The organism is Pseudomonas sp. 31 R 17 (genome assembly GCF_900004915.1).
Lineage (GTDB): Bacteria > Pseudomonadota > Gammaproteobacteria > Pseudomonadales > Pseudomonadaceae > Aquipseudomonas > Aquipseudomonas orientalis_A.
In genome coordinates this window covers 776535-801948 of sequence record NZ_CVTN01000065.1, presented here as the reverse complement: position 1 = coordinate 801948, position 25414 = coordinate 776535, and the positions used below count along the sequence as shown (strand labels likewise).

27 protein-coding genes and 1 pseudogene are annotated in these 25414 nt (G+C 57.9%); 15 read left to right on the top strand and 13 right to left on the bottom strand.

All coding sequences use genetic code 11. The features are described from left to right. Positions 1–36: 36 nt before the first annotated feature. Complete coding sequence (locus BFP89_RS15885) at positions 37–942, top strand: LysR family transcriptional regulator (RefSeq protein ID WP_065886391.1); 906 nt, start codon at positions 37–39, stop codon at positions 940–942. Here BFP89_RS15885 and BFP89_RS15880 read toward each other — a convergent pair. Then, positions 939–1562, bottom strand: a complete 624-nt coding sequence (locus BFP89_RS15880; RefSeq protein ID WP_065886390.1) for an HAD family hydrolase — start codon at positions 1560–1562, stop codon at positions 939–941. The genes BFP89_RS15885 and BFP89_RS15880 overlap by 4 nt on opposite strands. Positions 1563–1814: 252 nt before the next feature. Between BFP89_RS15880 and BFP89_RS15875 the strand changes: the two genes are divergently transcribed. Next, positions 1815–2972 carry a CyaA/EF/ExoY family adenylyl cyclase toxin gene (locus tag BFP89_RS15875; protein ID WP_242527078.1) on the top strand — a complete coding sequence of 386 codons (1158 nt, stop codon included), beginning with the start codon at positions 1815–1817 and terminating at the stop codon, positions 2970–2972. Positions 2973–3008: 36 nt separating this feature from the next. Here BFP89_RS15875 and fabV read toward each other — a convergent pair whose 3' ends face one another. Next, positions 3009–4202, bottom strand: coding sequence for an enoyl-ACP reductase FabV (gene fabV, locus BFP89_RS15870; RefSeq protein WP_065886389.1), 1194 nt, complete (start codon positions 4200–4202; stop codon positions 3009–3011). 263 nt (positions 4203–4465) lie between these two features. On the opposite strand from fabV, the gene BFP89_RS15865 reads away from it, so the two are divergent. From BFP89_RS15865 to BFP89_RS15850, 4 genes are all read left to right on the top strand, one after another. Next, positions 4466–5290, top strand: a complete 825-nt coding sequence (locus tag BFP89_RS15865) for an aspartyl/asparaginyl beta-hydroxylase domain-containing protein (RefSeq protein WP_065886388.1) — start codon at positions 4466–4468, stop codon at positions 5288–5290. 149 nt (positions 5291–5439) lie between these two features. After that, complete coding sequence (gene ppnN, locus BFP89_RS15860; protein WP_065886386.1) at positions 5440–6813, top strand: nucleotide 5'-monophosphate nucleosidase PpnN; 1374 nt, start codon at positions 5440–5442, stop codon at positions 6811–6813. Between the two features lie 167 nt (positions 6814–6980). After that, positions 6981–7238, top strand: coding sequence for an AbrB/MazE/SpoVT family DNA-binding domain-containing protein (locus BFP89_RS15855; protein ID WP_065886384.1), 258 nt, complete (start codon positions 6981–6983; stop codon positions 7236–7238). Next, entirely contained in the window at positions 7235–7630 is a 396-nt protein-coding gene (locus tag BFP89_RS15850; RefSeq protein ID WP_065886383.1) for a PIN domain-containing protein, read from the top strand. The genes BFP89_RS15855 and BFP89_RS15850 overlap by 4 nt, the downstream gene beginning before the upstream one ends. Before the next feature lie 127 nt (positions 7631–7757). On the opposite strand, the gene BFP89_RS15845 is transcribed toward BFP89_RS15850, so the two are convergent. Beyond that, positions 7758–8087 carry a YXWGXW repeat-containing protein gene (locus BFP89_RS15845; RefSeq protein WP_065886379.1) on the bottom strand — a complete coding sequence of 110 codons (330 nt, stop codon included), beginning with the start codon at positions 8085–8087 and terminating at the stop codon, positions 7758–7760. Between the two features lie 132 nt (positions 8088–8219). Next, positions 8220–9119, bottom strand: coding sequence for a DMT family transporter (locus BFP89_RS15840; RefSeq protein ID WP_065886376.1), 900 nt, complete (start codon positions 9117–9119; stop codon positions 8220–8222). 99 nt (positions 9120–9218) lie between these two features. Here BFP89_RS15840 and BFP89_RS15835 point away from each other — a divergent pair, with 99 nt between their 5' ends. Then, positions 9219–10055, top strand: coding sequence for a LysR family transcriptional regulator (locus BFP89_RS15835; protein ID WP_065886375.1), 837 nt, complete (start codon positions 9219–9221; stop codon positions 10053–10055). Positions 10056–10118: 63 nt separating this feature from the next. Here the strand turns inward: BFP89_RS15835 and mqo are convergent, their stop codons facing one another. Further along, positions 10119–11765 carry a malate dehydrogenase (quinone) gene (gene mqo / locus BFP89_RS15830; RefSeq protein WP_065886373.1) on the bottom strand — a complete coding sequence of 549 codons (1647 nt, stop codon included), beginning with the start codon at positions 11763–11765 and terminating at the stop codon, positions 10119–10121. 421 nt (positions 11766–12186) lie between these two features. Here mqo and BFP89_RS15825 point away from each other — a divergent pair, with 421 nt between their 5' ends. After that, the gene (locus BFP89_RS15825) at positions 12187–13374 is read left to right on the top strand and encodes an MFS transporter (protein ID WP_065886371.1); all 1188 of its coding nucleotides are present in this window, start codon (positions 12187–12189) and stop codon (positions 13372–13374) included. Between the two features lie 330 nt (positions 13375–13704). On the opposite strand, the gene BFP89_RS27575 is transcribed toward BFP89_RS15825, so the two are convergent. The 3 genes from BFP89_RS27575 to BFP89_RS15815 form a co-directional block, all read right to left on the bottom strand. Next, the gene (locus BFP89_RS27575; RefSeq protein WP_083208072.1) at positions 13705–13923 is read right to left on the bottom strand and encodes a hypothetical protein; all 219 of its coding nucleotides are present in this window, start codon (positions 13921–13923) and stop codon (positions 13705–13707) included. Between the two features lie 146 nt (positions 13924–14069). After that, positions 14070–14435, bottom strand: coding sequence for a DUF6124 family protein (locus BFP89_RS15820; protein WP_065886370.1), 366 nt, complete (start codon positions 14433–14435; stop codon positions 14070–14072). A 228-nt stretch (positions 14436–14663) separates the two neighbouring features. Next, entirely contained in the window at positions 14664–16418 is a 1755-nt protein-coding gene (locus tag BFP89_RS15815; RefSeq protein WP_083208071.1) for a multicopper oxidase family protein, read from the bottom strand. A 257-nt stretch (positions 16419–16675) separates the two neighbouring features. Here BFP89_RS15815 and BFP89_RS15810 point away from each other — a divergent pair, with 257 nt between their 5' ends. After that, positions 16676–17098, top strand: coding sequence for a thiol-disulfide oxidoreductase DCC family protein (locus BFP89_RS15810; protein ID WP_065886368.1), 423 nt, complete (start codon positions 16676–16678; stop codon positions 17096–17098). After that, a pseudogene (locus BFP89_RS27570) lies at positions 17088–17195 on the top strand (transposase domain-containing protein); the annotation flags it as partial. The gene BFP89_RS15810 and the pseudogene BFP89_RS27570, both read left to right, overlap by 11 nt. A gap of 83 nt (positions 17196–17278) precedes the next feature. On the opposite strand, the gene BFP89_RS15805 reads toward BFP89_RS27570, so the two are convergent. Both BFP89_RS15805 and BFP89_RS15800 read right to left on the bottom strand, forming a co-directional pair. Continuing rightward, positions 17279–17785 (bottom strand): hypothetical protein, encoded by a 507-nt coding sequence (locus BFP89_RS15805; RefSeq protein ID WP_065886367.1) that lies wholly within the window; start codon positions 17783–17785, stop codon positions 17279–17281. A gap of 286 nt (positions 17786–18071) precedes the next feature. Continuing rightward, on the bottom strand, positions 18072–19076 hold the full coding sequence (locus BFP89_RS15800) for a helix-turn-helix domain-containing protein (RefSeq protein WP_256097356.1): 1005 nt from the start codon (positions 19074–19076) through the stop codon (positions 18072–18074). Between the two features lie 165 nt (positions 19077–19241). On the opposite strand from BFP89_RS15800, the gene BFP89_RS15795 reads away from it, so the two are divergent. From BFP89_RS15795 to tal, 4 genes are all read left to right on the top strand, one after another. Continuing rightward, positions 19242–19484, top strand: coding sequence for a CopG family ribbon-helix-helix protein (locus tag BFP89_RS15795; RefSeq protein ID WP_065886365.1), 243 nt, complete (start codon positions 19242–19244; stop codon positions 19482–19484). Then, the gene (locus tag BFP89_RS15790) at positions 19474–19758 is read left to right on the top strand and encodes a type II toxin-antitoxin system RelE/ParE family toxin (protein ID WP_065886364.1); all 285 of its coding nucleotides are present in this window, start codon (positions 19474–19476) and stop codon (positions 19756–19758) included. The genes BFP89_RS15795 and BFP89_RS15790 overlap by 11 nt, the downstream gene beginning before the upstream one ends. A gap of 86 nt (positions 19759–19844) precedes the next feature. Then, positions 19845–20831 (top strand): tRNA dihydrouridine(20/20a) synthase DusA, encoded by a 987-nt coding sequence (gene dusA, locus BFP89_RS15785; protein ID WP_065886363.1) that lies wholly within the window; start codon positions 19845–19847, stop codon positions 20829–20831. A 299-nt stretch (positions 20832–21130) separates the two neighbouring features. Further along, positions 21131–22057 carry a transaldolase gene (gene tal, locus BFP89_RS15780; protein WP_065886362.1) on the top strand — a complete coding sequence of 309 codons (927 nt, stop codon included), beginning with the start codon at positions 21131–21133 and terminating at the stop codon, positions 22055–22057. Positions 22058–22257: 200 nt separating this feature from the next. Here tal and rssC read toward each other — a convergent pair whose 3' ends face one another. Next, positions 22258–22740, bottom strand: coding sequence for an anti-sigma factor antagonist RssC (rssC, locus tag BFP89_RS15775; protein ID WP_017848891.1), 483 nt, complete (start codon positions 22738–22740; stop codon positions 22258–22260). Beyond that, complete coding sequence (rssB, locus tag BFP89_RS15770) at positions 22740–23921, bottom strand: two-component system response regulator RssB (protein ID WP_057722957.1); 1182 nt, start codon at positions 23919–23921, stop codon at positions 22740–22742. The genes rssC and rssB overlap by 1 nt, the downstream gene beginning before the upstream one ends. A 276-nt stretch (positions 23922–24197) precedes the next feature. Between rssB and BFP89_RS15765 the strand changes: the two genes are divergently transcribed. Further along, complete coding sequence (locus BFP89_RS15765; RefSeq protein WP_065886361.1) at positions 24198–24494, top strand: PilZ domain-containing protein; 297 nt, start codon at positions 24198–24200, stop codon at positions 24492–24494. 63 nt (positions 24495–24557) lie between these two features. Here BFP89_RS15765 and BFP89_RS15760 read toward each other — a convergent pair whose 3' ends face one another. After that, positions 24558–25196: an MlaA family lipoprotein gene (locus tag BFP89_RS15760; RefSeq protein ID WP_370671219.1), complete on the bottom strand. Its 639-nt coding sequence runs from the start codon at positions 25194–25196 to the stop codon at positions 24558–24560. Between the last annotated feature and the right edge of the window lie 218 nt (positions 25197–25414).

Here is a 25414-nt window from a genome sequence, read left to right as displayed (position 1 = left end):
CGAATTACTGCAATTACTTTAAACCAGGACTTGATAATGGATCTGTTCCAGGCCATGTCGGTGTACGTGAAAGTCGTCGAGACCGGCAGCATGACCGCCGCCGCGCACGAGTGCGGGATGTCGACCACCATGGTCGGCAACCATCTGCGGGCGCTTGAGCAACGACTGGGCGTCAGTTTGCTCAAACGCACCACCCGCAAACAGAACCTTACCGAATTTGGCGGGCAGTATTATCAGCGCTGTCTGGAAGTGCTGGGGCTGGTGGCAGACTCCGAGCTACTGGCGGAGCAGATTCACAGCGAAGCCCCCAAAGGCACCCTGCGTATCACCGCGCCGCCTGTGTTCGGCACCGAACGTCTCGTGCCGGCCTTGAGCGAGTTTTCCCAGCGCTACCCGCTGATCGACCTGTACGTGGTGCTGAGCAATGAGCGGATGGACCTGGTCGACAGCGGCTTCGACGTGGCGATCCGTCTCGGCGAACTGGAAGCCTCCAGCGTGATCGCCAGGCCCCTGCAGGCCTACACCCTCACCCTCTGCGCGTCCCCTGCGTACCTGGCGCGGCGTGGCACGCCGCAGACGCCGGCTGACCTGCAGCAACACGACTGCCTGGCCTTCGCCTACCCTGCGACCGACAACTGGCGCGACACCGACAAACTGTGGCGCATGACCGGGGACGCGGGCGAGGTAGAGGTGCCGGTGGCCGGCGCATTGACCATCAACAGCTCCCAGGGCTTGCGCCAGGCGGCGGTAAACGGCATGGGCATCATCATGCTGGCGGATGCCCTGGTGCAACCGGACCTGGAGAGCGGCAAGCTGGTCGCCTTGCTGACCGGCTACAAACTGCCCAGCCGGCCCATGCACCTGCTGTATCGCCAGGACCGTTATCGCCTGCCCAAGCTGCGGGCCTTCGTCGATTTTGTCATGGAGAAGTGGGCGCGCTAGAACGCCACGCCCCGTTCACGCAGATGCGCGGCGGTGCGCTCGGCCGACACATGGTGGATGCCCTGCCAGCCAAGGGCGATGGCCGCGTCGACATTGCCGACGACATCATCAATGAACACCACCTCATTGGGCTGGATGTCCGGCAGATGGGCACGGATCCGCGCAAGACTGGCCTGGTAGATCGCCGGGTCCGGCTTGATCAGTTTCAATTGGCCGGAGACGACGATATCGCGGAACAATTGCAGGAACGGGTAGCGTTCAAGGGCATAGGGAAAGGTTTGCGCCGACCAGTTGGTCAGCCCGAACAAGGGCATATTGGCCTGATGCAACGCGGTGAGAATCGCAACCCCTTCCTGCAACGCACCACGCAACATTTCGTGCCAGCGCGCGTAATAAGCCTCGATCAAGGCCCGGTGTTCAGGATGTTGGGCAATCAGGCTGCGGGTGCCTTCAGCCAGGGTTCGGCCGGCATCCTGCTCGGTGTTCCAGGCCTGGGTGCAGATATTCTCGAGAAACCATTGCCGTTCCTGCTCGTCGGCAATCAACTTGCGATACAGATGCTGCGGGCTCCAGTCAAACAACACGCCACCGAAATCAAACACTACCGCACGGATCGTCATGGGTTTGCTCTCGTTTGCACAATGAGTGAGGCAGTCTGGCATGCCCAGGACCCGCAGCAGAAGGCAAGCACGTGTAGGATCGTTCTGAAAATTCACCACACCTCTGCGTAAGGGGCCAATCTCTTTTACTGTCAGCCCTGTCAAGGAGAACTGTGACTGAACGGAATCATCCAACATTGCCGCTAGACGTGACGTAGAGGTATTCCGATGAAAACCAGGAGTCTCAGTGTTACATCACCCTCCGCACTCAGCATGGAAGCCTTGCACCGCAAACAGTCCCTTCAGAAAAACGCAGGTGCCGGGGAATTCGACAGCCTGCACACCCCCCTGATCGAGCGGGTAAAAGAGCAAACAGGAATAGTTTCAAGCCACCTTGAACCCTTGCAACAGATCGCGGCGACCACCAACTCCATCATCGGCATACGCCCAGTCGAGTCCGTGGCTACCGGACTGATAGAAGCCGGACACCCCACCAAGGATTTTCACATCAAGGGCAAAAGTGCCAACTGGGGGCCGCAGGCCGGTCTGATCTGTTCCGACCAGGCACTCAGCAAGCTGGAGAGCGCGCCGGAGAAAGTCGCAAAGGCCAACGCGCAGATCCTGGATTGTGTCGAGCAAGGCCATGCAGTCCCGATCCCGCTGAAACTCTCGCGCGGCCGCCTTAACGAATTGGTGAAGCTGGGCGCTATCACTGAGCTGTCTGCAAAAGACGCCAACGGTACGCTGCACCTCAGCGCCCAAGGGCCGAGCGGGCAACGCTATACGTTTCAAGCCCGTTGCGCTTCGCCCGCCGCCGACACCTATCTGATCACCCACCAGGACAAGCCGCTTGAAGTGCTGGCCAAGCAGGCAGAGGGCAAGCCTTTGACCGCCGATTACGATCTGCATATGGTCGCGCCGCACCTGAGTGACTTCGGGCCCCAGGATAAGCTCCCCGTACCGGATGTCGCGCACAGCGTGTTCAAGGAACGACTCAATCGATACAAACAGGTTCCGCAGAAACTGCTCGCAGACTTTGCAAGCGCGGCCAATTTCTACCAGAAAGAGGATCCCCATCTCGGCAATGCCACGTCACGACTGAAGCAGATGATAGGCATCATCAACCAGAAACTGGTCGGTGACGCAGAGCGAGTGGTTCACCACAATGCGGATTCAGGCAGCCCGGCAACGGAGGTAACCGCGAACTACCCGGCAACATTTTTCCTGCCGGCGAAACTGGGTAGATTCGACGAAATCAGCATCATCCGCGACGCCAGGGAAATGGCCGATTTCATTAAAACCGCCAAGGACAGCGGCTATCATTTGCCGTTGAATCCACTCTGGGAGAAAGAAGTGGTCGAGGTGCGACGGCCTGACTTCATCCGCGCGCAAAACCTTATTCAACTCAAACTCGGGCAAACAGCAGCCTGATCACTTTGTGATCCAGGCCGCTGCCAATCACATCATTTACGCCTGGACCAGACCGTTGATCTTGACGGTCGGGTTCACGTCCGCGTCGTAGTCCACGCCGTCGACTTCGAAACCGAACAAGCGCAGGAACTCAGCCTTGTAGCCGGCAAAATCGCTGATCTCGTTGACGTTGTCGTCGGTAACCTGGTTCCACAGCGCCGCCACGGCGTCCTGGACCTTTGGCTCCAACTCGGCCAGGTCGGCACGCAGGCGACCGTCGGCATCCAGCTTTGGCTCGCTGCCGTAGAGGCTGTCCTTGAACAGGCCGTAGACCTGCTCGATGCAACCCTCGTGAGTGCCCTGCTCTTTCATGACCTTGAACAGCAGCGACAGGTACAGCGGCATGATCGGGATTGCCGAACTTGCCTGGGTGACCACAGCCTTGAGCACCGACACACGGGCGTCGCCCTTGAGTGCAGCGAGGTTTTCGCGCAGGGTCAGGACTTTCTTGTCCAGGTCCTTCTTGGCTTCGCCGATGGAACCGTTCCAGTAGATGTCCTGGGTCAGCTTTTCGCCGAGGTAAGTGAACGCGGTGGTCTTGGCGCCTTCGGCCAGTACATCGGCGTCGCGCAGGGCGTCGATCCACAGCTGCCAGTCTTCGCCGCCCATCACTTTCACAGTGCCGTCGATTTCTTCCTGGGTTGCCGGCTCCAGCGTCGTGTCGACCACCACGCCCTTGTCGGTGTTGATCCCACGCAGGGTTACAGCCTTGCCGATCGGCTTGAGGGTGGAGGTGTGCACCACGCCTTGCGGGTCGGTACGGCGTGGCGCGGCCAGGCTGTAGACCACCAGGTCGATCTTGCCCAGGTCTTTCTTGATGGTGTCGATGGTCAGGCGCTTGATCTCGTCGGAGAACGCGTCGCCGTTGATGCTCTTGGCGTACAGGCCCTTTTGCACGGCAAACTTCTCGAACGCCGCGCTGTTGTACCAGCCGGCGGAGCTCAGCTTGCCTTCTTCGCCTTCTTTCTCAAAAAACACGCCCAGGGTGTCGGCGCCGCAGCCAAACGCAGCACTGATACGCGCGGCCAGGCCGTAGCCGGTGGAAGCACCGAGGACCAGCACCTTCTTGGGGCCGCCTTCGATTACGCCGTTTTGGGTGACGTACTCGATCTGCTCCTTGACGTTCGCTTCACAGCCAACAGGGTGAGCGGTCACACAGATAAAGCCACGAACCCGCGGTTTGATGATCATAAAAATTCTGCCTCTTCCAAGGTGCCGAAGGCCAATGGTGGCCATTCAACTTCAATCGTACCGGTCTATGACGCCTGAAAAACCGAAGCGTCACGATAGACGCAAATCTTCCGTTCTCAAAATTCAATCCACCCACCCTGACGACCGTTACAAACTGTGCACCGCGTTAACACTTTTCGAACTATTTAAAACGCCCAAGCGCGGCAGAAACCCCTATCATGACGATATTGTTTCATTATGTTTCAAGTTTGGAGCCAGGTTTCATGAGCAAAAATGCTGTCGGCAAAAAGCTGGTGTCCCTCGCCTGGGTCGTCGGCGTTCTGCTGCTGATCTACTGTTTCCCGCGTATCTGCCTGGTGTTTCTGCTGCTGGTGCTGTTCTGCGGTGTTTATGATTTTTTGCGCAACGGCCTCTACGACCGCGGCACCATCAAGAAATATTTCGTCGGCAACGGCCGCAATACCTGGGTGCTGGCACCGTTCAACACCCTGCTCGACCTGTTGAGCAAGCGCAATCGGCACGTCTACACCATGCAAGACCTGCCGCCGGCCTGGCGCGAAGACCTGCAACAGGTCATTAACGACGCCATGGCCCGCAAGGAAGAAATCATCGGTTACCTGGACGCACGCATGGCCGAGAAGAAACGCGGCATGCTGTTTTTCCAGTGGTACGGTCGCCCCATCGAAACCGCCCTGGACATCCCGCAACTGCGCAAGAAACTGCCATTTGTGAAGACCATCGGCGTGTCGGTGTTCAACGAGAATCGCTCGACATCGTTCCACTTCGGCCCCCTGCGCATGATGTTCCGCGTGCTCTACAACATGGCGCCGGCGCCGCACCATGAAGGCGTGTATATCCAGGTGGGCAAGCACAAGCACTATTGGCACGACGACCCGCTGTTTATCTTCGATGACACGCTGATGCATGCGTCTTTCAACAAGAACGATGCAAAACGTTACTGCCTGTTCATTGATATCGTGCGGCCGACCCGGGTGCCCTCCGTGCTTAACGCCGTGATCGCCGGTTTTGCCGGCCTGGTGTTCACCCTGCGTCGAGTTTTCTACAAAAACTGGAAGCTGATCCAGTAAGTTCTGCGGCATGATGGGGCTGGACGGTATTTGCGCTCGGCCTTGCGCCTGAGGTAAATAACCGTCTCGTGCGACCGTATACGGCGCCCATCATTCTCAAGCCACCGCGCCTGTCGTGGATGCGGTGGCTGTGCTTTCAAGGAATCAGAATGCCCCAACGTCAAGTCATCAACGCCGCCGTCAGCCCCAAGGGCAGCCTCGAAACCCTGTCACAACGTGAAGTCCAGCAACTGAGTGAAGCCGGCAGCGGCAGCGTCTACGCCCTGTTTCGCCAGTGCGCCCTGGCGATCCTCAACACCGGCGCGCATATCGATAACGCCAAGACCATCCTCGATGCCTACAAAGACTTTGAAGTGCGCATCCACCAGCAAGACCGCGGCGTACGCCTGGAACTGCTCAACGCGCCCGCCGACGCCTTCGTCGATGGCGAGATGATCGCCAGCACGCGCGAAATGCTGTTCAGCGCCTTGCGTGACATCGTCTACACCGAGAATGAGCTGGACAGCCAGCGCATCGACCTGAGCAACTCCCAGGGCATCACTGACTACGTGTTCCACCTGCTGCGCAACGCCCGTACGCTGCGCGCGGGTGTCGAGCCCAAGATCGTGGTGTGCTGGGGCGGCCACTCGATCAACACCGAAGAATACAAATACACCAAGAAAGTCGGGCACGAGCTGGGCCTGCGCAGCCTTGACGTATGCACCGGCTGCGGCCCCGGCGTGATGAAAGGGCCGATGAAAGGCGCGACCATTTCCCACGCCAAACAACGCATCACCGGTGGCCGCTACCTGGGCCTGACCGAGCCGGGCATCATCGCTGCCGAAGCGCCCAACCCGATCGTCAACGAGCTGGTGATCCTGCCGGACATCGAGAAACGCCTGGAAGCCTTTGTGCGTGTCGGCCACGGCGTCATCATCTTCCCCGGCGGCGCCGGCACCGCTGAGGAATTCCTCTACCTGCTGGGCATCCTGATGCACCCGGACAACCGCGACCTGCCGTTCCCGGTGGTGCTGACCGGGCCCAAGCATGCGGCCCCTTACCTGGACCAACTGCACGCGTTCGTCGGCGCTACCCTCGGCGAAGCGGCGCAGAAGCATTACCAGATCATCATCGACGATCCGGCCGAAGTCGCGCGCCAGATGACGCTGGGCCTCAAGGCCGTGAAGCAGTTCCGACGCGAGCGCAACGACGCGTTCCACTTCAACTGGCTGTTGAAGATCGACGAAGGTTTCCAGCGCCCCTTCGACCCGACCCACGAAAACATGGCCAGCCTGCAACTGAGCCATGCGCTGCCGCCCCATGAACTGGCGGCCAACCTGCGTCGCGCGTTCTCGGGGATCGTGGCGGGTAACGTGAAGGACAAAGGCATTCGTTTGATCGAAGAAAACGGCCCGTACGAGATTCACGGCGACCCGGCGATCATGAAACCGCTGGACGAGCTGCTCAAAGCGTTTGTCGCCCAGCACCGCATGAAGCTGCCGGGCGGCGCGGCGTATGTGCCGTGCTATCGCGTGGTGCAGTGAAAGGGCGCAGTCGGTCATAGTTTGTATCGGTCTGGCCCATCGCCAAAGGTGTGGGGATTGAGAGTCCGAGCTAGGGTTCGAGTACGACTCACCACACCTGCGAGCAACCTATGGACCAACGGATATTGTCCTCCATCATTCCTTACCCTAAGGTAAGGAATATCACGATGGAGAGCTTCACTATGGCGACCGCCACACTGACTTCAAAAGGGCAAATCACCATTCCCGTCCAGGTGAGGACAGCCCTCGGCCTGGAAACAGGCGACCGGGTGGAATTCGTCGAAATGGAAGACGGCAAGTTTTCCATGATTGCCGCGAGTAAAACCGTCACCGACCTCAAGGGTCTGATTCGCAAGCCTGCCACTGCGGTGTCCATCGAGGACATGAACCAGGCCATCGCGGCCCGGGGAGCAAACGCCGGATGATCGGCCTGGATACCAACGTGCTGGTGCGCTACGTCACCCAGGACGAGCCCATGCAGTCAGCCAAGGCGTCCAGACTGATCGAATCACTCACCGCTACGTCTCCGGGTTTTGTCAGCCTGGTGACCGTTGTGGAGTTGGTGTGGGTCCTGCAGTCCTGCTATGCGTCGGCCAAAAGCGATGTGGTGATGGTGCTGGAAACCCTGCTGCACACTCGCGAGCTCACGGTTGAGCGCGCCGATATCATCTGGCAAGCCCTGCGCAAGTTTGTGGCGAACACGGCAGACTTTGCGGACTGCCTGATCGAACGCTGCGCCCATGCAGCGGGTTGCGAATACACCGCCACCTTCGACCTCAATGCGGTCAAGGTGACGGGCATGAAACGTATCGGCTAAGTCGTCTTTTGCAGGAGCGAGCTTGCTCGCGAAAATCGCCAACGATTACGCGAACATTCAGGTAGCACGCGGCGCCTGTGGCTTTTTCGCGAGCAAGCTCGCTCCTACAGCAGGAGAGGACGCTCGGTCAACGAATCCAGCCACCGACCTGCCAGTGATACCCGTCATTGCGCTGTACCCAATGCGGATGCACATAGCGATAACCCTCGCGCACCGGCTCCCAGTGGCCGTGCACCGCCACATAGCGCCCGCCTTGCCAGCGCCAGTAACCGCGTGACCAGATATAACCTTCGCGTACCGGTGGTTCGACTTCGATCACCTGTACGGGCGGCGGCTGCGGTGCAACAACTTCTACATACTCATGTTGTACCGGTCTGCGCTCATGCACGACACGCTCTTGCACACACCCGGATGCTGCGACGACTACCGCCGCCATTGCCGCATAACGTAGCAACATACAAAACCCTCGGGCCTAATCGCCCCGCACCTGTATCAGTAAGAAATCCCCCTTTGTTGCAACCAGGCCTCCTGCTTGGGCATGGTTTATTTTTAACAGGAGATGTCTGTCAGATTGCTGAACCCACCGGCCTCAAGACGTGCACTCGACGGTCGGTCGCTTCAGGCGCAATAAAACCAGCCCGGCAATGACCACGGCGATGCCGGCGTAGGTCGAGTCATGGATCCTGTCGCCGAACATCAACGCCGCCCATACGAGGGTGACCGGAGGCTCCAGGTAGACCAACGCGGCAACCTGGGTGGCCGTCATCACACGCAGCAGCTGCCACAGGCTCAAGTAAGCGGCAAAGGTGGAAAACACCGTCAACCACACAATCGAAACCAGTACGTCGGTGTCGTGGGGAATGCTCAAGGTATCGGTGTACAGCACAGCGCCGGTGAAACCGATCAGGCTCAGCAGCGATTGGATAAACAGCGGTATGAGCAAACCAACATTCTCACTCTGCACCGAACGACGTTCGTACAGCGTCGCCAGGGTCAGCCCCAGCGCCGAGACCAGTGGCAGCCCATACATGGCCAGGCCTACCTCGGTTGCGCTATTGCTGTACTGCCCGGCGATCACAATTGCCACGCCGGCGAAGCTGATCACGAGCCCCACCCATTGCCAACCGCCGCTGCGTTCGGTGGCGCTGCCCGTCGACAATGCTGCGGTCATCAACGGCTGCATCGCCGCGATGATTGCCGCAATGCCTGGCGGCAAACCGTTCTGGATCGCCACATAGAGGCAGCTCAGGTACAGAAACTGCGACAGGCAACCGATCACCGCGTAGTGGCGGATCTGCGCCCATGAAACCTTCAACAACCTGACGTTCAGGAACAGCCCCAGGCACAACGATACCAACAGGAATCGCCAGAACAGCAGGTTGAACGCACCGCCTTCCTGAGTGCCGAGCTTGGCGCCGATATAGCCCGAACTCCATGACAGGACAAACGCCCCTTGCAACAGCAGCAATCCCAGGGTTGATCGCTTCATGCAGCCCTCCAGCCTTAGTCGATTGACTTCAAGGCTAGGGACAGGAGACTCTTCTGTATATTTGAATAATCTGCACCATCAATCCGCAAAAGTCGAACCATGGCCAAACAGTTGAATATCGATCTACTGCGTACCTTTCATGCCGTCGCGCGCTTTGGTCGCTTCAACGAAGCGGCCGAGCACGTGCACCGCAGCGCTTCCACCGTAACCACACAGATTCAGAAACTGGAAGACCAGGTCGGTCAGCGCCTGTTCAGCCGCAGCAACCAGGGCGTGGACCTGACGCTGTACGGCAGAAAACTGCTGGACGAAACCAGCGAATTTCTCAAAAGCCACGACCGCCTTCTGATCGCCCTCATGCCCCAGCGCATGCAGGGGAAGATCCGCCTGGGTGTGCCCGACACTTACGCGCCCGCCTTCATCCAGGCATTTGTGCCACGACTGATCGCCGACAATCCGCTGCTGGAGCTGGAAATCGAAGCGCGCACCAGTGGCGAACTGCTGAGTCTGTTCACGGCAAACCAACTGGACCTGGCCATCACCGTCAGCGCACGGCCGCTGGCACAGGGTGAGCGCCTGGGCTCGGTGCAACCGCTATGGGTGGCAGCCGAGCGGTTCAGTTCTCCGCCGAACGCGCCGCTACCCATCACCGTGCCCATCGCTGGTTGCCCGTATCGAGCGGCTGCGTTACAAGCGCTGAAAGATCACGGGGTTTACCATCGCGTACTGCTGGAAAGCCCCAATTCATCGGCGGTAGAGGCTTGCGTACGCAGCGGCGTGGCCGTGGGCCTGATGGAGGAAAGCCGCATGGGCGAAGGGCTGAGACACATGACCGAGCTGCCGGCCCTCCCCGCCCAGCATCTGTATCTGCTGTGCGACACCGCTAATGCACTGGCGCTGCATCTGTACGAGCAAGTCAGGCACTTCAGGGTGTGAACGCCGCACACAAAAAAGCCCGCTGACCGTCACCGGTTCAGCGGGCTTTTGCTTAAGCCTTACTTACAGCGCCAGATCAGACGCCGGCTTGCTCGGCTCAGCCGCAGGCTTGGCAGCCTCGGTGGCCTGTGGAGCAGCCAGTTGCGGGATCGCTGGCGGTGGCGTCAGTTGCAGCACACCAGCCGTGTAGGCCCATTCCTTGGCAACCGCTTCAGGGCTTTCGTTCAGCTTGGTGCCGTAGCTTGGCACGATCTGGTGCAGTTTTTCCTGCCAGGCCGGGCTTGCTACCTTGTCCTTGAAGACTTTTTGCAGCACGGTCAGCATGATCGGAGCTGCGGTCGACGCGCCTGGCGAGGCACCCAACAGGCCGGCAATGGAGTTGTCGGCGGAGCTGACTACTTCGGTACCGAGTTTCAGCACGCCGCCCTGCTCTTCATCACGCTTGATGATCTGCACACGCTGGCCGGCTTGCCACAGGCGCCAGTCCGATTGCTTGGCGTTCGGGAAGTATTCCTGCAGCGCCTTGAAGCGGTCGTCATCGGACAGCATCAGTTGACCGGCGAGGTACTCGACCAGTGGGTACTCACGAATACCGACCTTGGTCATCGGCCAGATGTTGTGGGTGGTGGTGCTGGTCAGCAGGTCCAGGTACGAGCCTTCCTTGAGGAACTTGGTCGAGAAGGTGGCGAATGGGCCAAACAGGATCACGCGCTTGCCGTCCAGCACGCGGGTGTCCAGGTGCGGAACCGACATCGGTGGCGAACCTACCGAAGCCTTGCCGTAGGCCTTGGCCAGGTGCTGCTCGGCGACGGTTGGGTTATCGGTCACCAGGAACGAGCCGCCAACCGGGAAGCCGGCGTATTCCTTGGCTTCAGGAATGCCCGACTTTTGCAGCAGGTGCAGGGCACCGCCGCCGGCGCCGATGAACACGAACTTGGCGTCGGTTTCAGTCTTGGTGCCGTCTTTCAGGTTTTTGTAGCTCACACGCCACGAACCGTCGTCGTTGCGGGTGATGTCCTGCACTTCGCTCGACAGTTTCAGGTCGAACTTGGGGGTGGTTTGCAGGTGGGCAACGAACTGGCGGGTGATTTCGCCAAAGTTCACGTCGGTGCCGATCGGGCTCCAGGTGGCCGCGATTTTCTGGTTGGGGTCACGCCCTTCCATCATCAGCGGGACCCATTTGGCGATCTGCGCCGGGTCTTCGGAATACTGCATGCCGGCGAACAGCGGGCTCGCCTTCAGCGCTTCATAACGTTTTTTCAGGAACTTGATGTTGTCATCGCCCCACACAAAGCTCATGTGCGGTGTGGAGTTGATGAACGAACGCGGGTTCTTCAACACGCCCTGCTGGACCTGCCAGGACCAGAACTGACGGGAGATCTGGAACGCTTCGTTGATCTCGACCGCTTTAGGGATCTCAACGTTGCCGTTCTTGTCTTCCGGGGTGTAGTTCAGCTCGGCCAGGGCCGAGTGACCGGTGCCGGCGTTGTTCCAGCCGTTGGAGCTTTCTTCGGCCACGCCATCGAGGCGCTCGACCATCTCCATCGACCAGTCCGGTTCCAGCTCATTGAGCCAGACACCCAGGGTCGCACTCATGATGCCGCCGCCGATCAGCAGCACATCGACTTTCTTTGCCTCTTCCGCGTGAACGGACGTGATCCCCATCGACAAAGCCAGCCCCAGCAGGGCAGTGTTTACTTTTTTAAACATCAGTAGCACCTATGATAAAACGCCATCCGCCCTGCCGCCCCTGATTGTTCAAGGCTGCAGGGTGGGCACACAAGGCCGATGGATCGACCTCACTGTTATGTCCCTTCTGCGCTGACTTCTTATCATTATTGGCTTCAGCTACCTGGGCGAGAGCCAACCGCTGGGACGTATACGGGTGTACGCACCAAGGAAAGCCTAGCTCAAGACGGCGCGCAGAATATCACGCCAAACAGCGTTTATGCGCCGTTTAGCCAATTGACACCGCTAAATCGCGGCTTTTATTGCGCCAGTGTCAAGACTGCCAGCCGCGACCTGGGGTCACAGGCCCGGAACTCTCGTGCTCGAGGCTGTTCTAGACACCTTCACAGTCGCCTGCGTAGCATCGGCGATTGTCTTTCGTGCACCTCAAACAGAGCGATCCATGTCTATCCAGCAAACACCCGGGCACCTGCTGCCCGCGCGCAGTGCCGCCAAAATGGAAGCGGCCATGGCCGTGGGCGCGTTCGCCATCGGCACCGGCGAATTCGCCATCATGGGCTTGATGCCCGACATCGCCCAGAACCTGGGCCTGAGCGAACCCCAAGTCGGCCACGCCATCAGCGCCTACGCCCTCGGCGTGATGGTCGGCGCCCCGCTGCTGGCCATCCTCGGCGCCAAGCTGCTGCGCAAACACATGCTGCTGTTGCTGATGGGCCTCTACGCCCTGGGCAACTTCGCCACCGCCTTCACCCCCACCTTCGGCTCGCTGGTGGCCTTCCGCTTTATCAGCGGCCTGCCCCACGGCGCCTATTTCGGCATCGCCGCCGTGGTCGCCTCCAGCATGGTGCCCACCGACAAACGCGCCGGCGCCGTGGCCCGGGTGATGATGGGCCTGACCCTGGCCATGCTGCTGGGCAACCCCATCGCCACCTTCCTCGGCCAGCACCTGGGCTGGCGCTCGGCGTTCGCCCTGGTCAGCGTGATCGCCCTGCTCACCATCGCCCTGGTCTGGCAATTCGTGCCCCACCGCCACGACGAAGAACGCAGCGACCCGCGCAAAGAACTGCGCGCCTTCACCAAACCCCAGGTCTGGATGGCCCTGTCCATCGGCGCGATTGGCTTTGCCGGGATGTTCTGCGTATTCAGCTACCTGGCGCCGACCATGCTGGAAGTGACCAAAGTGTCGCCGCAGTGGATTCCGTTTGGCCTGGCAGCATTTGGCGTGGGCGGCATCATCGGCAACATTGCCGGCGGCAAGCTGTTTGATCGCCTGCAATTTCGGGCCGTGGGCTTGATATTGGTGTGGTCGATAGCCGTGCTGCTGTTCTTCCCCTTCGCCGCCTCGTCGCTGTGGGGCGTACTGCTGAGCATGGGGTTGGTTGGGACCATGGTCGCATTGGCGGCGCCGTTGCAGATCCGCCTGATGGACATCGCCCACGAAGCCCCGAGCCTGGCGGCGGCGTCCAACCATGCGGCGTTCAACCTGGCGAATGCGCTGGGGCCGTGGTTCGGCGGGATGGCGATTACGGCAGGCCTGGGCTGGACCAGCACCGGCTACATCGGCGCCGCGACAGCCCTGGTCGGCCTGGGCCTCTACCTGATCGCCCGGCGCATGAAAGGCGGCAACTAGGTTTTCTGTAGGAGCGAGCTTGCTCGCGAAAATCGCCAACGATAACGCGGGCATCCTGATTCAACACCGCGCCCTCAAGTTTTTCGCGAGCAAGCTCGCTCCTACACGTCATCACTCAAGCGGGCTGCACAACAGCCCAGCGCGACATCAATCATCACGCAACAACCCCGACCCATACTCCCCGCCCGCTGCCAACAAAATTCATCTTGGCAGCTTTGCCGGGGCTATAGTCGCCAAACGCCTGACCACTGAAGATCAAACTGTGGGAGGGGGCTTGCTCCCGATAGCAATGGGTCAGTCAATACACCACTAACTGCCTCACCACCCCCATCAATCATCATGCAACAACCCCGCCCCATACTCCCCATAACTACTCCCCAACCCACTGCCGCCAAAATTCATCTTGGCGGCTTTGCCGGGGCTGTGGTCGCCGAATGCCTGGCATCCACCTGAAAAGCACGGGTCACTGCTCACAGCTGGTGAAGATGAACAAGCACTCAACATCAACGTGCCGGTGATCATCACAACTTTGACGAGGTTCGAGATCATGGTTTCAGTTCCCAATGGGCTGGAGGCGCTGGGGTCCTCGCTTGCAGGGAATCGTAGACCTCAACGGCGCAGGGAATTATGAAACTTTACTGCGCGACAGCATGAGTTCAGGTTGCCGCCTTTGGGCAAGGCGGCGAAGTTGAATGTCAGGCTTTGACTGAGGCGGTTACAGGCGCAACCTGCTCCTGGGCTCGATCAACGAGCAGCGAACTCAACTCGATCAACTGCTGAATGCCCAGGGCGATGGCACGTTGGGAGTCGTCGAGGTCGAACGCCAGGGTGGCGGCCATTTCGTTGGCGGATGCTAGGTTTTCGGCGGCGTTGGCCAGGAGGGTTTCGGGGTCGAGGGTTGGGTTGACGAGGAATAGGTTGTTGATTGGGTGATCGGCGGGCGCAGCGTCGTCGGATGGGGGCAAGTGATGATTGATTGCTCGCTGGGCTGCGGCTTGAAGCTTGGGATCGACAGACGGCGCCGCTTGATCAAGTGAAGAACTGCGTGTGTTGTTGTGCATGGGCGAAGCTCCAAATATTCACGGGAGTTAAAACGCCTTAGCAGTTCGGACTTCCACCTCCGGCCGCTGGGTTTGCAGCGGCTTGATGAGGTTAGTGATGGAGCGTCTGATGGGCAAGCTGAGAAAGGAGTGAGTAGTTTCCTATGGAGCTTCGTGAACTGACCATGATGTTAAAAGGCACGGGAAAGGGAGATAACACTCCCCCCACGCCCAACCCCTTTAAACCAGTCAATGTGCCATATGATGCGTACCCCCCACCCCCTGCAACGAAGCCCCGCCCACCTGCGCCACTTTCCCCGACGCAGGATTCACCCGAATGATGCTCATCATCCCCAGATCCTCGTGCCCCAGCAGATGGCAGTGAAAGACAAAGTCCCCCACCACCTCGCCGCGAAAATCCATTAACAGCGACACGCTCGGATACGGATCCTGCTTTCTGCCAGACCAAGCCGGCACCTCGATAGTGTCCAGGTATTGCCCCACAATCCCGGGCGCCTGCGGCTCTTTGCCGAAGTTATTCTGCCCCTGCACATAGAAGTGAATTTGATGGATGTGGAACACGTGGTTTTCGGTGCTGCGGTTCTCCACGGACCATTGTTCGACCGAACCCTGCGTGGTGGTAATGCTCGGCGGCTCGTCCGGGTTGAAAACATGGGGCGCCTGACCGTCAACCGTCATGTAGAACTCGCTCTGGTCGGCGTTTTCGGAAAAATACAAATTGCGCTGCGCCGCGATAGCGGCTTGCGCCAGCCCGGCGAAGCGGCGTCCCGCCGCGTCGGAAATCTGCCGCGTAGGCACGCTGGCGACTTTTGCCTCAACGCTGGGTACGGTGTTAAGCGTGATCAACGGACGAGTCGGATTGCAATCGCCATCGGCGCCCGTATTGATGTTAGCGGTCATCAGCCTGGCTTGTTGCACAGTGGCCGCGGGCATAACTGCCACAAACTCAACGCGCGACGCGGGCGGCAAACGGAAATGGTTAACCGCAATGCTCTGACCGGCTGCGCCAGTACCATCTTGCGAGTTGATTGGAACGCCATCAATGGCAATCAGGTTCAGCGTCTGTGGGACATTGTCGTAGACAAGGCTCAGATCAAGTATTGAATCGGCAGAAATATTGGCGACTCGCCAAAATTGTGCCTGTTCGGCCGAGACCGGCAGTACGGCAGGGACAAAAGAAACGCCGTTTTTATCTACGTATGAATTGACCGGAACATTATTCACCGTGACGTCGTGGAACGGCACGGCGACCCCACAGTTACCCTGCCCCTCTTTAAGGTCGTTGAGTTGGCGCTGATCACGCAGTACCAGGATCTGTTGCGGTAGTGCTCCGATTCCCGGAAAAAAACGCTCGATCCCGTCCACAATCAGTGCGCCGGTCGCCCCGCCCATAACCACCGGCTCGGAAATCCCGTGCACGTGAGGGTGATACCAGTACATCCCCGGCGGTTCGTCAGTGGGAAAATCCAGCGTGTAGGTAAAGGTTTCACCGGAATTGATGATGGTCTTGATCACCTCATCCCCGCCGCACGTCGGAGCGGTATTGGTTCCGTGATAGTGCAGGTTCACCGATGTGCTGTTCATGAATTTCGCGCCGCAGTTAGGCGGGTTGAGCGTCATCGGGTTAACGCCTTGAGGCGTATTGTTGGTAACCACCACTGTCAGCTTGTCACCGGGCAGTACGTGCAGCGTAGGATTTTGCAAGCCATTGGGCGTCATAAAGCAGTAAAGCGTACGCCCCTGCGCATCAACACTCTGCTGGTAGGAGAAGCTCACCGCGAGCGCACCGTTCTGACTGTATAGCGCGGGAGGCGTCACCACTTGCGCGCCTTCGGCAAACCTTGGACATCCACCCGGTATAGCCGCGATTGTCGCATCCTTGGACGCTATGGAACCGGATTGTGCCGGTGCAATGCCAGACATGGACAGGAGCGCTATGCATGCCAATGTTGCCAGGGCGTTATTTCTTAAAAGTCCGTTCATATTCACCTCGTCATTGAGGATGCCCGGTGCGGGCCTGCTTCATTTCATTATGAGAATTGAACAACTTTATGAGGTAGAGCGAACGCCAACGACACGGGGGTGCCCCGGCAACGTTCCCTGTCATATCCTGCCAACCCTGAACCAGATTAGTTGAACAGTTGCAGAGGCAATGAGAGTTTAAAGATCGTTAAGTTATAAACACGATAGCAAAATGACATCTTTCAACAATGCTTTATCTTCGAGGTACTGCTAGACCAATGACCTTCCGACCCCAATCTCCCGTCCCTCTCCTACGACCGGACGACACAGATGTGCTTTTCGACGGCACCTGCAAGCTTTGCAACGGCTGGGCACGGTTCATTATTCACCATGACCATGTTCATCGAATTCAGCTCGCAGCGGTTCAATCACCGGAAGGTCAAACACTATTAAAGTGGGCGGGGCTGCCGCAGGACCAATTCAACACCATTGTGCTCATTTCCAATGGCAGAGTGTCCGTGCGTTCCGAGGCGATGTTCGAGATTCTGGCGCGCCTGAGTGCTCAGTGGCGCTGGTTAACGGCTGCGCGAATCATCCCAATAGCACTGCGAGATTGGATGTACGACAAAATCGCGATAAATCGTTATAGGTTGTTTGGGAAGTACGACTCAGCTCGCCTTCCAGTGGAGGAGTGGGCATGATCCTTATGCCTATCTCAAAGATGTGCTGATGCGGCTGCCGACGCAGCGTGCCAGTGAGATCGGCCAACTGCTACCGCATCAATGGATGCCCGTCTGAGTCACGCAAGGTGCCTTCAGCGAGCGCTTATCACCAATGTCGCCTTGCCCCACGATCTCGGAGCCAACCTCAAAACTAGAACGCTATCGGCCAAGCACGCTCTCGAACCAATTGCAGTCCTGAAACTGGGCAGTAAACTCAAGCAGCTCTCGGTTGATCTGGTCAACTGTCCCAACTATCCCGCTCTCAGCCAATGAATAAGCATCTTCGAAATAGCCGCACAGGCTAAGAGCGTCAGGAAAGTCGTAATTCGACCGAGACCAGGATTGGTACAGTCCCTCTGATAAGACCTTTCCAAAATCAGGACCTACAAGGAGTTGTTCATGTGCCTTGGCGAGCACATAGGGCAATACCTCCGCGCGGCTCAAGGAAGGCGTCCCGATTCGAAGTAACTGGCTTGCAACGTCGTACCGATTCGAGTCTTTCATCAGTGCAAGCTCTATCAGTTCGTAGGCCGGATTTTCTCGTGCAATGATCTGATCATCCGCCCATTGCACAATGTCCGAGTCCTCAAGGACGCGTAGCTCTAACGCTTCTCTTAGATAAGCGATCTGGTTATCAACGCTGGGGCTGTAAATGTTCCTTTTCATGCTGCCTTCCCGATTTCCCTACCGGTAACTCTATCCTAATTCAGCGATGAAACCTTGTTGTCTGCTCCGAGAAACCCACGTGATAGAGATTCTAGAGACCGTGCCAACTGGAAGGCCGAAGGTGCACTCTGGTTCATTCCGATACGTCGTCCTGTCGATAAGGTCGCCAAATGACGAGTCCATGAGTAGCCGTCCGGGCAACATAACTTCCTGATGGTCTCCTGAGGATACGGCTCGGGAAGGTGTATTGGCCAGACGGTTAGCTATCAATTAGTGCGCCCATCTTTTAATGAATGTGAAGATCGTTTTCGTCCAACTTAAACTCGTCTTCCATACCGAGCTTCTTCATGATAGCTGGCAATACTTGGTGGATGACTCGCATCCCCACCAAAAGCTCATTCATATAAATATCTGGGTGTATACGTGAAGCATTTAGCCCTAGGCTTTCCGCCTCAGCTACGTGCCCGAGACCATCATGACCTCCGTGAACCAAGTCAAGAAGCTCAGCTCTTAGTGGAGCCCCAACTCGAAATGCTCTCGCCTTTACCAAACCAAGCCACTCTTCATAATCTCTTTCGACTTTATACTTAAAAGCCATAAAGCCAGGTGCAAACTCTGAAGCCATATTAACTTTAGAGGCAGCAAGCGACATGAGACACGGTTCAATATTTTCCGCAGGGGAGTCAAACAGTTCCATATCTTCATTGATCAGATCAGCTACATACGCAACGTAGAACCCGTAAACATCCGTAAAAGCCTTAAAAATATTATATATGGCAGATGAATATTGATTTCTATGAACCGCCTCCCAAAAGCTGTCATCTTCGTCATCATCGCCCCGCAGAATATCGAGTTCAATAGGAAACTCATTAGGAATGCTAACCCCCATCTCACGGAGAGTATCAAAAATATTCCAGCATAATAGACCGTTTTCATCCATTAAAGGCTCGGCCTCATACCCCGTCTCATCGTTAAAACGGGCCATTTCAGCTAAAGAATAGATGAGTTGCTCCCATTTGTTAGCATTTTCGCGAGAACCACTCCATAGAACAAACTCAGGATTCTGGTCACCAATCCCAGAAATCTCCCTTAACTTCTCTTCCATCTCAATAGAAAGGTGTTCTCCTTTTTTCCACTTACTAATCTGTGTAGCGGAGACGCCAAGTCGAAGAGCCAAGTCTTTTTGGGTACATCCAAGCGCTTCCAATGACAACTGAACGAGAGCCTCACTGTACATTTCACACCTATAGGATTTAGTAAAAACTGCCAACGATAAAGTGAATATATCCATTTATTTAGGTCACTGGAAGACATATTTACTAAAAAATGTGAATCTTGATTCAAATCATACGACTGGGAACGAATCACTTCCCGATACAACACTCGACGATCTGCTGGTTCAGGCCAGCGTTCCACGGTGTAAGATGCCCAACATCCGTCCACTATTGAGGCCGCCATGACAGGAATATCCCTAAACCTGCCGGAAGACCTATCCAACTCTCTCGCCGACCTGGCCAAAACCAACGGCCAGACAGTGAGCTACCTGGCAATGGACGTTCTTCGCGACTACATCGAGCACGAAAAAACGCTGACTACTCAGATCGAGTTGGCGATAAAAGACGCCGACGAAGGCAAATTCGCTACCGATGACCAAGTGTCGGCCATGCGCGCTAGGCGCTGGAGCAAGAATGCGGGTTGAGTGGCTTGAAAAAGCACTCAAAAATCTGGAAGACGAAGCGAGCTATATCGCTCTCGAAAATCCAAAAGCCGCTGACGACTTCTCCGATGCCATTTTCGCTAGCGTCGACAAGCTAGCTCAGTTTCCTTCCATGGGCCGTGAAGGTCGGGTAAAACACACCCGAGAATGGGCGGTACCCAACTGGTCCTATCTGATCCCGTATCGAGTACGCGGAGATCGCCTACAAATTCTTGGCATATTCCACACAAGGCAACGTCCGCGCTCGAAGTGGTGAAGGTCACAAAAAAATACGCACCTCCGCCCCTAAGACCCATCCCTGATAAACTGCGCACCATTCGCCTCGTTGACTCAGATCCCCCCATGCCCCTACAAACCGCCCCACTCTCCCGCCGCTTCTCCGTCGCCCCCATGATGGATTGGACCGACCGCCACTGCCGGTTCTTCCTACGCCTGCTCTCCAAACACGCCCTGCTCTACACCGAGATGGTCACCACCGGTGCGATCCTCCATGGCGATCACGAGCGCTTCCTGCGCCACAACGAAGCCGAGCACCCACTGGCCCTCCAACTGGGCGGCAGCGTCCCCGCCGACCTGGCCGCCTGTGCCCGCATGGCCGAGACCGCCGGTTATGACGAAGTGAACCTGAACGTTGGCTGCCCCAGCGACCGGGTGCAGAACAACATGATCGGCGCGATCCTCATGGCGCACCCTGCCCTGGTGGCGGACTGTGTGAAGGCGATGCGCGATGCGGTGTCGATTCCGGTGACGGTGAAGCACCGTATCGGCATCAATGGGCGGGACAGTTATGCCGAGTTGTGTGATTTTGTCGGGACGGTGAAGGACGCCGGTTGCACCAGTTTTACCGTGCATGCGCGCATTGCGATTCTGGAGGGGTTGTCGCCCAAGGAGAACCGGGACATTCCGCCGTTGCGTTATGACGTAGCGGCGCAGTTGACGCGGGAGTTTCCGGCGTTGGAGATCAATCTCAATGGCGGCATCAAGACGTTGGAGCAGTGCGAGGAGCATTTGCAGACGTTTGATGGGGTGATGCTGGGGCGGGAGGCTTATCACAATCCGTATCTGCTGGCGGAGGTGGATCAGCGGTTGTTTGGCAGTGAAGCGCCGGTGATCAGCCGGGCGGAGGCGTTGGCGCAGTTGCGGCCTTATATCGCGGAGCATTTGGCCAGTGGTGGGACGATGCATCACATTACTCGGCATGTGTTGGGGCTGGGCACAGGGTTCCCGGGGGCGCGCAAGTTCAGGCAGTTGTTGTCGGTGGATATTCATAAGGCGGCGGATCCGTTGGCGTTGCTGGATCAGGCTGGGGAGTTGTTGGAGGGGCGGTGACTGGTTGGCTTGCAGGGGGTCAGGTAGTTTTGGGTTGACGGATATATTGCTATCGGGGGCGAGCCCCCTCCCACATTGGGTGCCGTGTGTGTCAGGGGAGGTATCGGTGGCTGTGGAGGCGCTATCGGGCAGTTGGGTTGAACCTGCCATCGATTCTGGCCTCCTATTGAGCAGTACGGCCGGTATTTAACGGCTGTTTTCAGGTTGTTGCCCCGCGCAAACGACCGAACGCATTTGCGCCCTTGAGCGCCTGCCAGCGCTCGGGTAATGTCATCAGACCCACAGGACAGAGCACGCCCATGACTTCCAAGCTGGAACAACTCAAGCAATTCACCACCGTCGTAGCCGATACCGGCGATTTTTCCACCCTCGCCAAGCTCAAGCCGCAAGATGCGACCACCAACCCTTCCCTGTTGCTCAAGGCTGCGTCGATCGCAGGCTATGCCAAGCTGCTGGATGAGTGTGTGCAGGACTGCAATGGCGATGTTGGCCTGGCCAGTGACCGTTTTGCGGTGGCTGTGGGTCAAGAGATTCTTAAAGTTGTGCCGGGCCGTATTTCCACTGAGGTGGATGCCCGTCTGTCGTTCGACGAAGACGCGATTCTCAAGCGTGCGCACCGTCTGATCGATCTGTACGACAAGGCCGGCGTTAGCCGTGACCGTGTGCTGATCAAGATCGCCTCCACCTGGGAAGGCATCCGCGCCGCCGAGAAGCTGGAAAAGGAAGGCATCCAGACCAACCTGACGCTGCTGTTCTCCTTCGCCCAGGCCGTGGCCTGCGCTGAAGCGGGTGTGTTCCTGATTTCGCCGTTCGTGGGCCGTATCTACGATTGGTACAAGAAGGCCAACGGCAACGACTACACCGGTTCCGATGACCCGGGCGTGCAGTCGGTGACGCGCATCTACAACTACTACAAGGCCAACGGCTACAAGACGGTGGTGATGGGTGCGAGCTTCCGTAACCTGAGCCAGATTGAAGAACTGGCCGGGTGTGATCGCCTGACCATCAGCCCGGACTTGCTGGAGAAGCTGGCGGCGGATGAAGGCAAGCTGGAGCGCAAGTTGTCGCCCGGCCATGCCGGTGAGGCGCGCGTGCATATGACTGAAGCGCAGTTCCGTTGGGAATCCAACGAGGATGCGATGGCGACCGAGAAGCTGGCGGAGGGGATTCGTCAGTTCGCGCGGGACCAGGAGAAGCTGGAGGCGTTGCTGTCGGCCAAGCTGTAAAAGCGCAGGCAGCAAAAAGGGCGGCACCTGAGTGGGTGCTGCCCTTTTTTGTGGGCGCCGGTTTCAAGCCTGTCATGGATCAACTGTGGGAGGGGGCTTGCCCCCGATGGCAGGGTGTCAGTCAGCTTATTCATAACTGACACACCGCTATCGGGGGCAAGCCCCCTCCCACATTGGTATCTGTTTCGACAGGGAAGCCGTCAGTGGCGCTCGAGAGCGTTGACAAGATCGTGGAAGGCTTCGCGATTGGACTCGTTGAGGCCCATCAGGATCTTGTGCGCTTCCAGCACCTTGATCCGCACGATTTCCTCGGACTGATCCTGCGACGGCAGGTCGGTCAGGCATTCCGGGCAGGGGATCGGGCGGTCAACGATGTTGAACACCTGGTCAAAACCCATGGACTGCAACAGACGGGTGATGTCTTCGTGGGTGGTGACCACCGTCGGCAACAGGCCGACCTTCTGCCGCGACAGAATAGACAATTTGGCCAGCAGGCCCAGGGTGGTGCTGTCGATGCTGCGGGTTTCGGTCAGATCGATCACGATCGCCGAGAAGTTCAGCGCTGTGAAGATCCGCTCGATCGTCGCATCCAGCGCCGAACACAGGGTCAGGCGCACTTCACCGACAAATTTGAGGACGAAGGTCCCGTCTTGCTCGGCGAATTGGATTCTTCCGGTACTCATCAAAGATTCCTGCTCAACACCAATAGGGCGATATCATCCGGCATCTCCCCTAGCGTGGCCAATCCAAAAACCTGCCGCAGACCATCCAGGCTGCCGCCCGCCGACTTGACCTTTTGGGGCAAGGCGGCTTCTTTCTCTTTGAGTGTAGGCTCTGGAAGAAGGTCCAGGATGCCGTCGGACATCAGCGTCAGGCTGAAGGTCGGCGGCAGTTCCAGGATGTGGTCTTCGTAGGTGGCCTCATTGAACAAGCCCACCGGCAGGCCACGCCCTTCCAGGTAACGCACACTGTCAGGAGTGTATAAAACCGGCATCGGCAGGTGACCGCCAATGCTGTAGGTCAAAAGACCGGTTTCTTCATCGATCACGCCGCCAACCATCGTCACGTGCTTGCCCAGCTTGCAGCTGATCAGGCCCCGGTTGATGTGGCCCAGCACCTCGGAGGGGGTAAACTCCGGCAGGGTGCCATTGCGCTTGGATTCGAACAACAACCGCGTGGTCATGAACTTCAACAACACGGTGACAAACGCAGAGGATGCACCATGGCCGGACACATCGGCCAGATAGAACGCCACGCGCCGCTCATCCACACGGAAATAGTCGACAAAATCCCCCGACAGGTACAACGACGGGATGATCTGGTGCGCGAACTGGAAATCGTCGATGGTCCAGGGGCTCACCGGCAGCATGTTCATCTGCACCTGGCGACCGGCGTTCTGGTCTTCCTGGAGCAGGTTCAGGCTGGCTTCGAGCTCGCGGTTGGCAGTTTCGAGCTTTTCGCGGTAGCGCTGGTTTTCCTGGAGCAGGCGGGCACGGTCCAGGGCGCGACGCACCGAGTGTTCCAGCACCGCCAGGTCTTCCAGGGGCTTGATCAGGTAATCGGCGGCGCCCAGGCGCAAGGCTTCAACGGCGTCATTCATGACCCCGGCACCGGACACGACAATCACCGGTGTCTGCGGAGCACGCTCGGTCACCTGGCGAATCAGTTCGAGGCCGCCCATCTGGGGCATGCGCAGGTCGCAGATCACGAGGTCGGGCTGGTCGCGCTCGAATACCTGGAGACCCTGTTGGCCGTTGCCGGCCTGCAGGACGCTGAAGCCACTGTCTTCCAAATAGGCCGCGAGGCTCGCGCGCACTACTTCGTCGTCATCGATTATCAGCAGCGTGGCACTGGTTTTTTGCATGTGGGCAAACGGCGCCAGAATTAGGTTGGCGTAGGTGGCTCGGCAATGGCCGGGCTCACGTACTGGATTCGCTTTCTAGCCTCTCTGTCCTACAAAGCATTGGGATTTACCCCATGCACAACCGTAAAGCAGAGGTGCCCTTCTAAGGCGCAGACGGTACTCCCATCCGTGAGGGGTTTCAAGCTCATGCCGATGGTCGCCGAACGTCTTTACACGGCAAATCACCGGGAGTTATAAGAACGCTCATGACCACAACCCAAAGTAAGGATGGATGCTGTGAGCGAACATGAGCGCGACTACGCGGAAAAACGCGACTTCATCCGCATGCGGGTGGATGCCGATGTATCCTTGATCCACGCCGGGCAGGAAATTGCAGGGGTCTGCCTGGACCTTTCCAGCTCCGGCATGCAGGTGCAGGCACCTCGCCAGTTCAGCGTCGGTGACTTGCTGACCGTGCGCATCGATTCGGAGCACGCCGCACTCAGGGGTCTTGAGGCTGATACCGAGGTGGTGTGGGCCAAGGCCGTAGGCGATGAGCAGCAGCTGGGCCTGAAGATTTTGAAAATGCGCTGATCCACGCGCACAAAAAAAGGCGACCGTTCAAAGGTCGCCTTTTTCATTTCAAAACGTCACAGCTTAAAAGTCGTCGACAACCTTGCCGTCCTTGACCTTGAACTCACGGTTCTGCAGGTAAGCGTTACGGATAAAGGTGTACTTGTCGCCGCTGATCAGCTTTTCGCTGTCGAGCAGGCTGGCACGGGTGTCGACCACATTCAGGCCAAAGGTGCTGTTGCGCCAGCCGATATCGTTCATGTAGCGGTACGGTTGGGTGTAGCTGTCCACGTATTTGGACGGCGCATCACGCAAGGTGCTTGGGCCCATCAACGGGATCATCACGTAGGGACCGCTGCCGACGCCCCAGTAGCCGAGGGTCTGGCCGAAGTCTTCATCGCTGCGTTGCAGCCCCATTTTGGTGCCGACATCGATAAAGCCCAGCACGCCGAACGTGGTGTTGACCAGCAGGCGGGCCGTGTCGACGCCAGCATTGTGCGGCTTGAGCTGCAACACGTTGTTGGCCAGGTTGCCGACATCGCCGATGTTGCGGAAGAAGTTGTGAATGCCGTCCTGCACCAATTGCGGGGTGACGAACTGATAGCCCTGGGCGATTGGCTTGAGGGCATAGGTATCAACGGTGTCGTTGAAGGTGAAGATCGGGCGGTTGACGCTTTCCCATGGATCATCTTCCGTCGCGGCCTGGGCGGCGAACGGTGCCATTAGGACGGTGGCACACACCGACAACTGAGCGAAGTACTGGCTCCAGCGCATAGCTTTTGCTCCTTGAATAGTCTGTCATGGGCGCTATGCCCTGAATAAGGCGGCCAGTATATGACGGAAGTGTGGATTTAGGCAGCTGCAAGGAAACGACTTTCATAATTTGCACAAAATTCCTACAAATACGCGCCGATGTCATCCACCTGTCATGCCGCCCCGAT

Coding starts and splice junctions, on each gene's coding strand:
- BFP89_RS15810 (WP_065886368.1), top strand. CDS start 16,676: ATGACCTTCCGACCCCAATCTCCCGTCCCTCTCCTACGACCGGACGAC.
- dusA (WP_065886363.1), top strand. CDS start 19,845: ATGCCCCTACAAACCGCCCCACTCTCCCGCCGCTTCTCCGTCGCCCCC.
- fabV (WP_065886389.1), bottom strand. CDS start 4,202: ATGATCATCAAACCGCGGGTTCGTGGCTTTATCTGTGTGACCGCTCAC.
- BFP89_RS15790 (WP_065886364.1), top strand. CDS start 19,474: ATGCGGGTTGAGTGGCTTGAAAAAGCACTCAAAAATCTGGAAGACGAA.
- BFP89_RS15820 (WP_065886370.1), bottom strand. CDS start 14,435: ATGCACAACAACACACGCAGTTCTTCACTTGATCAAGCGGCGCCGTCT.
- BFP89_RS15815 (WP_083208071.1), bottom strand. CDS start 16,418: ATGAACGGACTTTTAAGAAATAACGCCCTGGCAACATTGGCATGCATA.
- mqo (WP_065886373.1), bottom strand. CDS start 11,765: ATGTTTAAAAAAGTAAACACTGCCCTGCTGGGGCTGGCTTTGTCGATG.
- BFP89_RS15850 (WP_065886383.1), top strand. CDS start 7,235: ATGATCGGCCTGGATACCAACGTGCTGGTGCGCTACGTCACCCAGGAC.
- BFP89_RS15880 (WP_065886390.1), bottom strand. CDS start 1,562: ATGACGATCCGTGCGGTAGTGTTTGATTTCGGTGGCGTGTTGTTTGAC.
- BFP89_RS15800 (WP_256097356.1), bottom strand. CDS start 19,076: ATGGATATATTCACTTTATCGTTGGCAGTTTTTACTAAATCCTATAGG.
- BFP89_RS15855 (WP_065886384.1), top strand. CDS start 6,981: ATGGAGAGCTTCACTATGGCGACCGCCACACTGACTTCAAAAGGGCAA.
- rssC (WP_017848891.1), bottom strand. CDS start 22,740: ATGAGTACCGGAAGAATCCAATTCGCCGAGCAAGACGGGACCTTCGTC.
- BFP89_RS15805 (WP_065886367.1), bottom strand. CDS start 17,785: ATGAAAAGGAACATTTACAGCCCCAGCGTTGATAACCAGATCGCTTAT.
- BFP89_RS15840 (WP_065886376.1), bottom strand. CDS start 9,119: ATGAAGCGATCAACCCTGGGATTGCTGCTGTTGCAAGGGGCGTTTGTC.
- BFP89_RS15845 (WP_065886379.1), bottom strand. CDS start 8,087: ATGTTGCTACGTTATGCGGCAATGGCGGCGGTAGTCGTCGCAGCATCC.
- BFP89_RS15865 (WP_065886388.1), top strand. CDS start 4,466: ATGAGCAAAAATGCTGTCGGCAAAAAGCTGGTGTCCCTCGCCTGGGTC.
- BFP89_RS15825 (WP_065886371.1), top strand. CDS start 12,187: ATGTCTATCCAGCAAACACCCGGGCACCTGCTGCCCGCGCGCAGTGCC.
- BFP89_RS15795 (WP_065886365.1), top strand. CDS start 19,242: ATGACAGGAATATCCCTAAACCTGCCGGAAGACCTATCCAACTCTCTC.
- ppnN (WP_065886386.1), top strand. CDS start 5,440: ATGCCCCAACGTCAAGTCATCAACGCCGCCGTCAGCCCCAAGGGCAGC.
- BFP89_RS15875 (WP_242527078.1), top strand. CDS start 1,815: ATGGAAGCCTTGCACCGCAAACAGTCCCTTCAGAAAAACGCAGGTGCC.
- BFP89_RS15760 (WP_370671219.1), bottom strand. CDS start 25,196: ATGGCACCGTTCGCCGCCCAGGCCGCGACGGAAGATGATCCATGGGAA.
- BFP89_RS15885 (WP_065886391.1), top strand. CDS start 37: ATGGATCTGTTCCAGGCCATGTCGGTGTACGTGAAAGTCGTCGAGACC.
- tal (WP_065886362.1), top strand. CDS start 21,131: ATGACTTCCAAGCTGGAACAACTCAAGCAATTCACCACCGTCGTAGCC.
- BFP89_RS15835 (WP_065886375.1), top strand. CDS start 9,219: ATGGCCAAACAGTTGAATATCGATCTACTGCGTACCTTTCATGCCGTC.
- BFP89_RS27575 (WP_083208072.1), bottom strand. CDS start 13,923: ATGATCTCGAACCTCGTCAAAGTTGTGATGATCACCGGCACGTTGATG.
- rssB (WP_057722957.1), bottom strand. CDS start 23,921: ATGCAAAAAACCAGTGCCACGCTGCTGATAATCGATGACGACGAAGTA.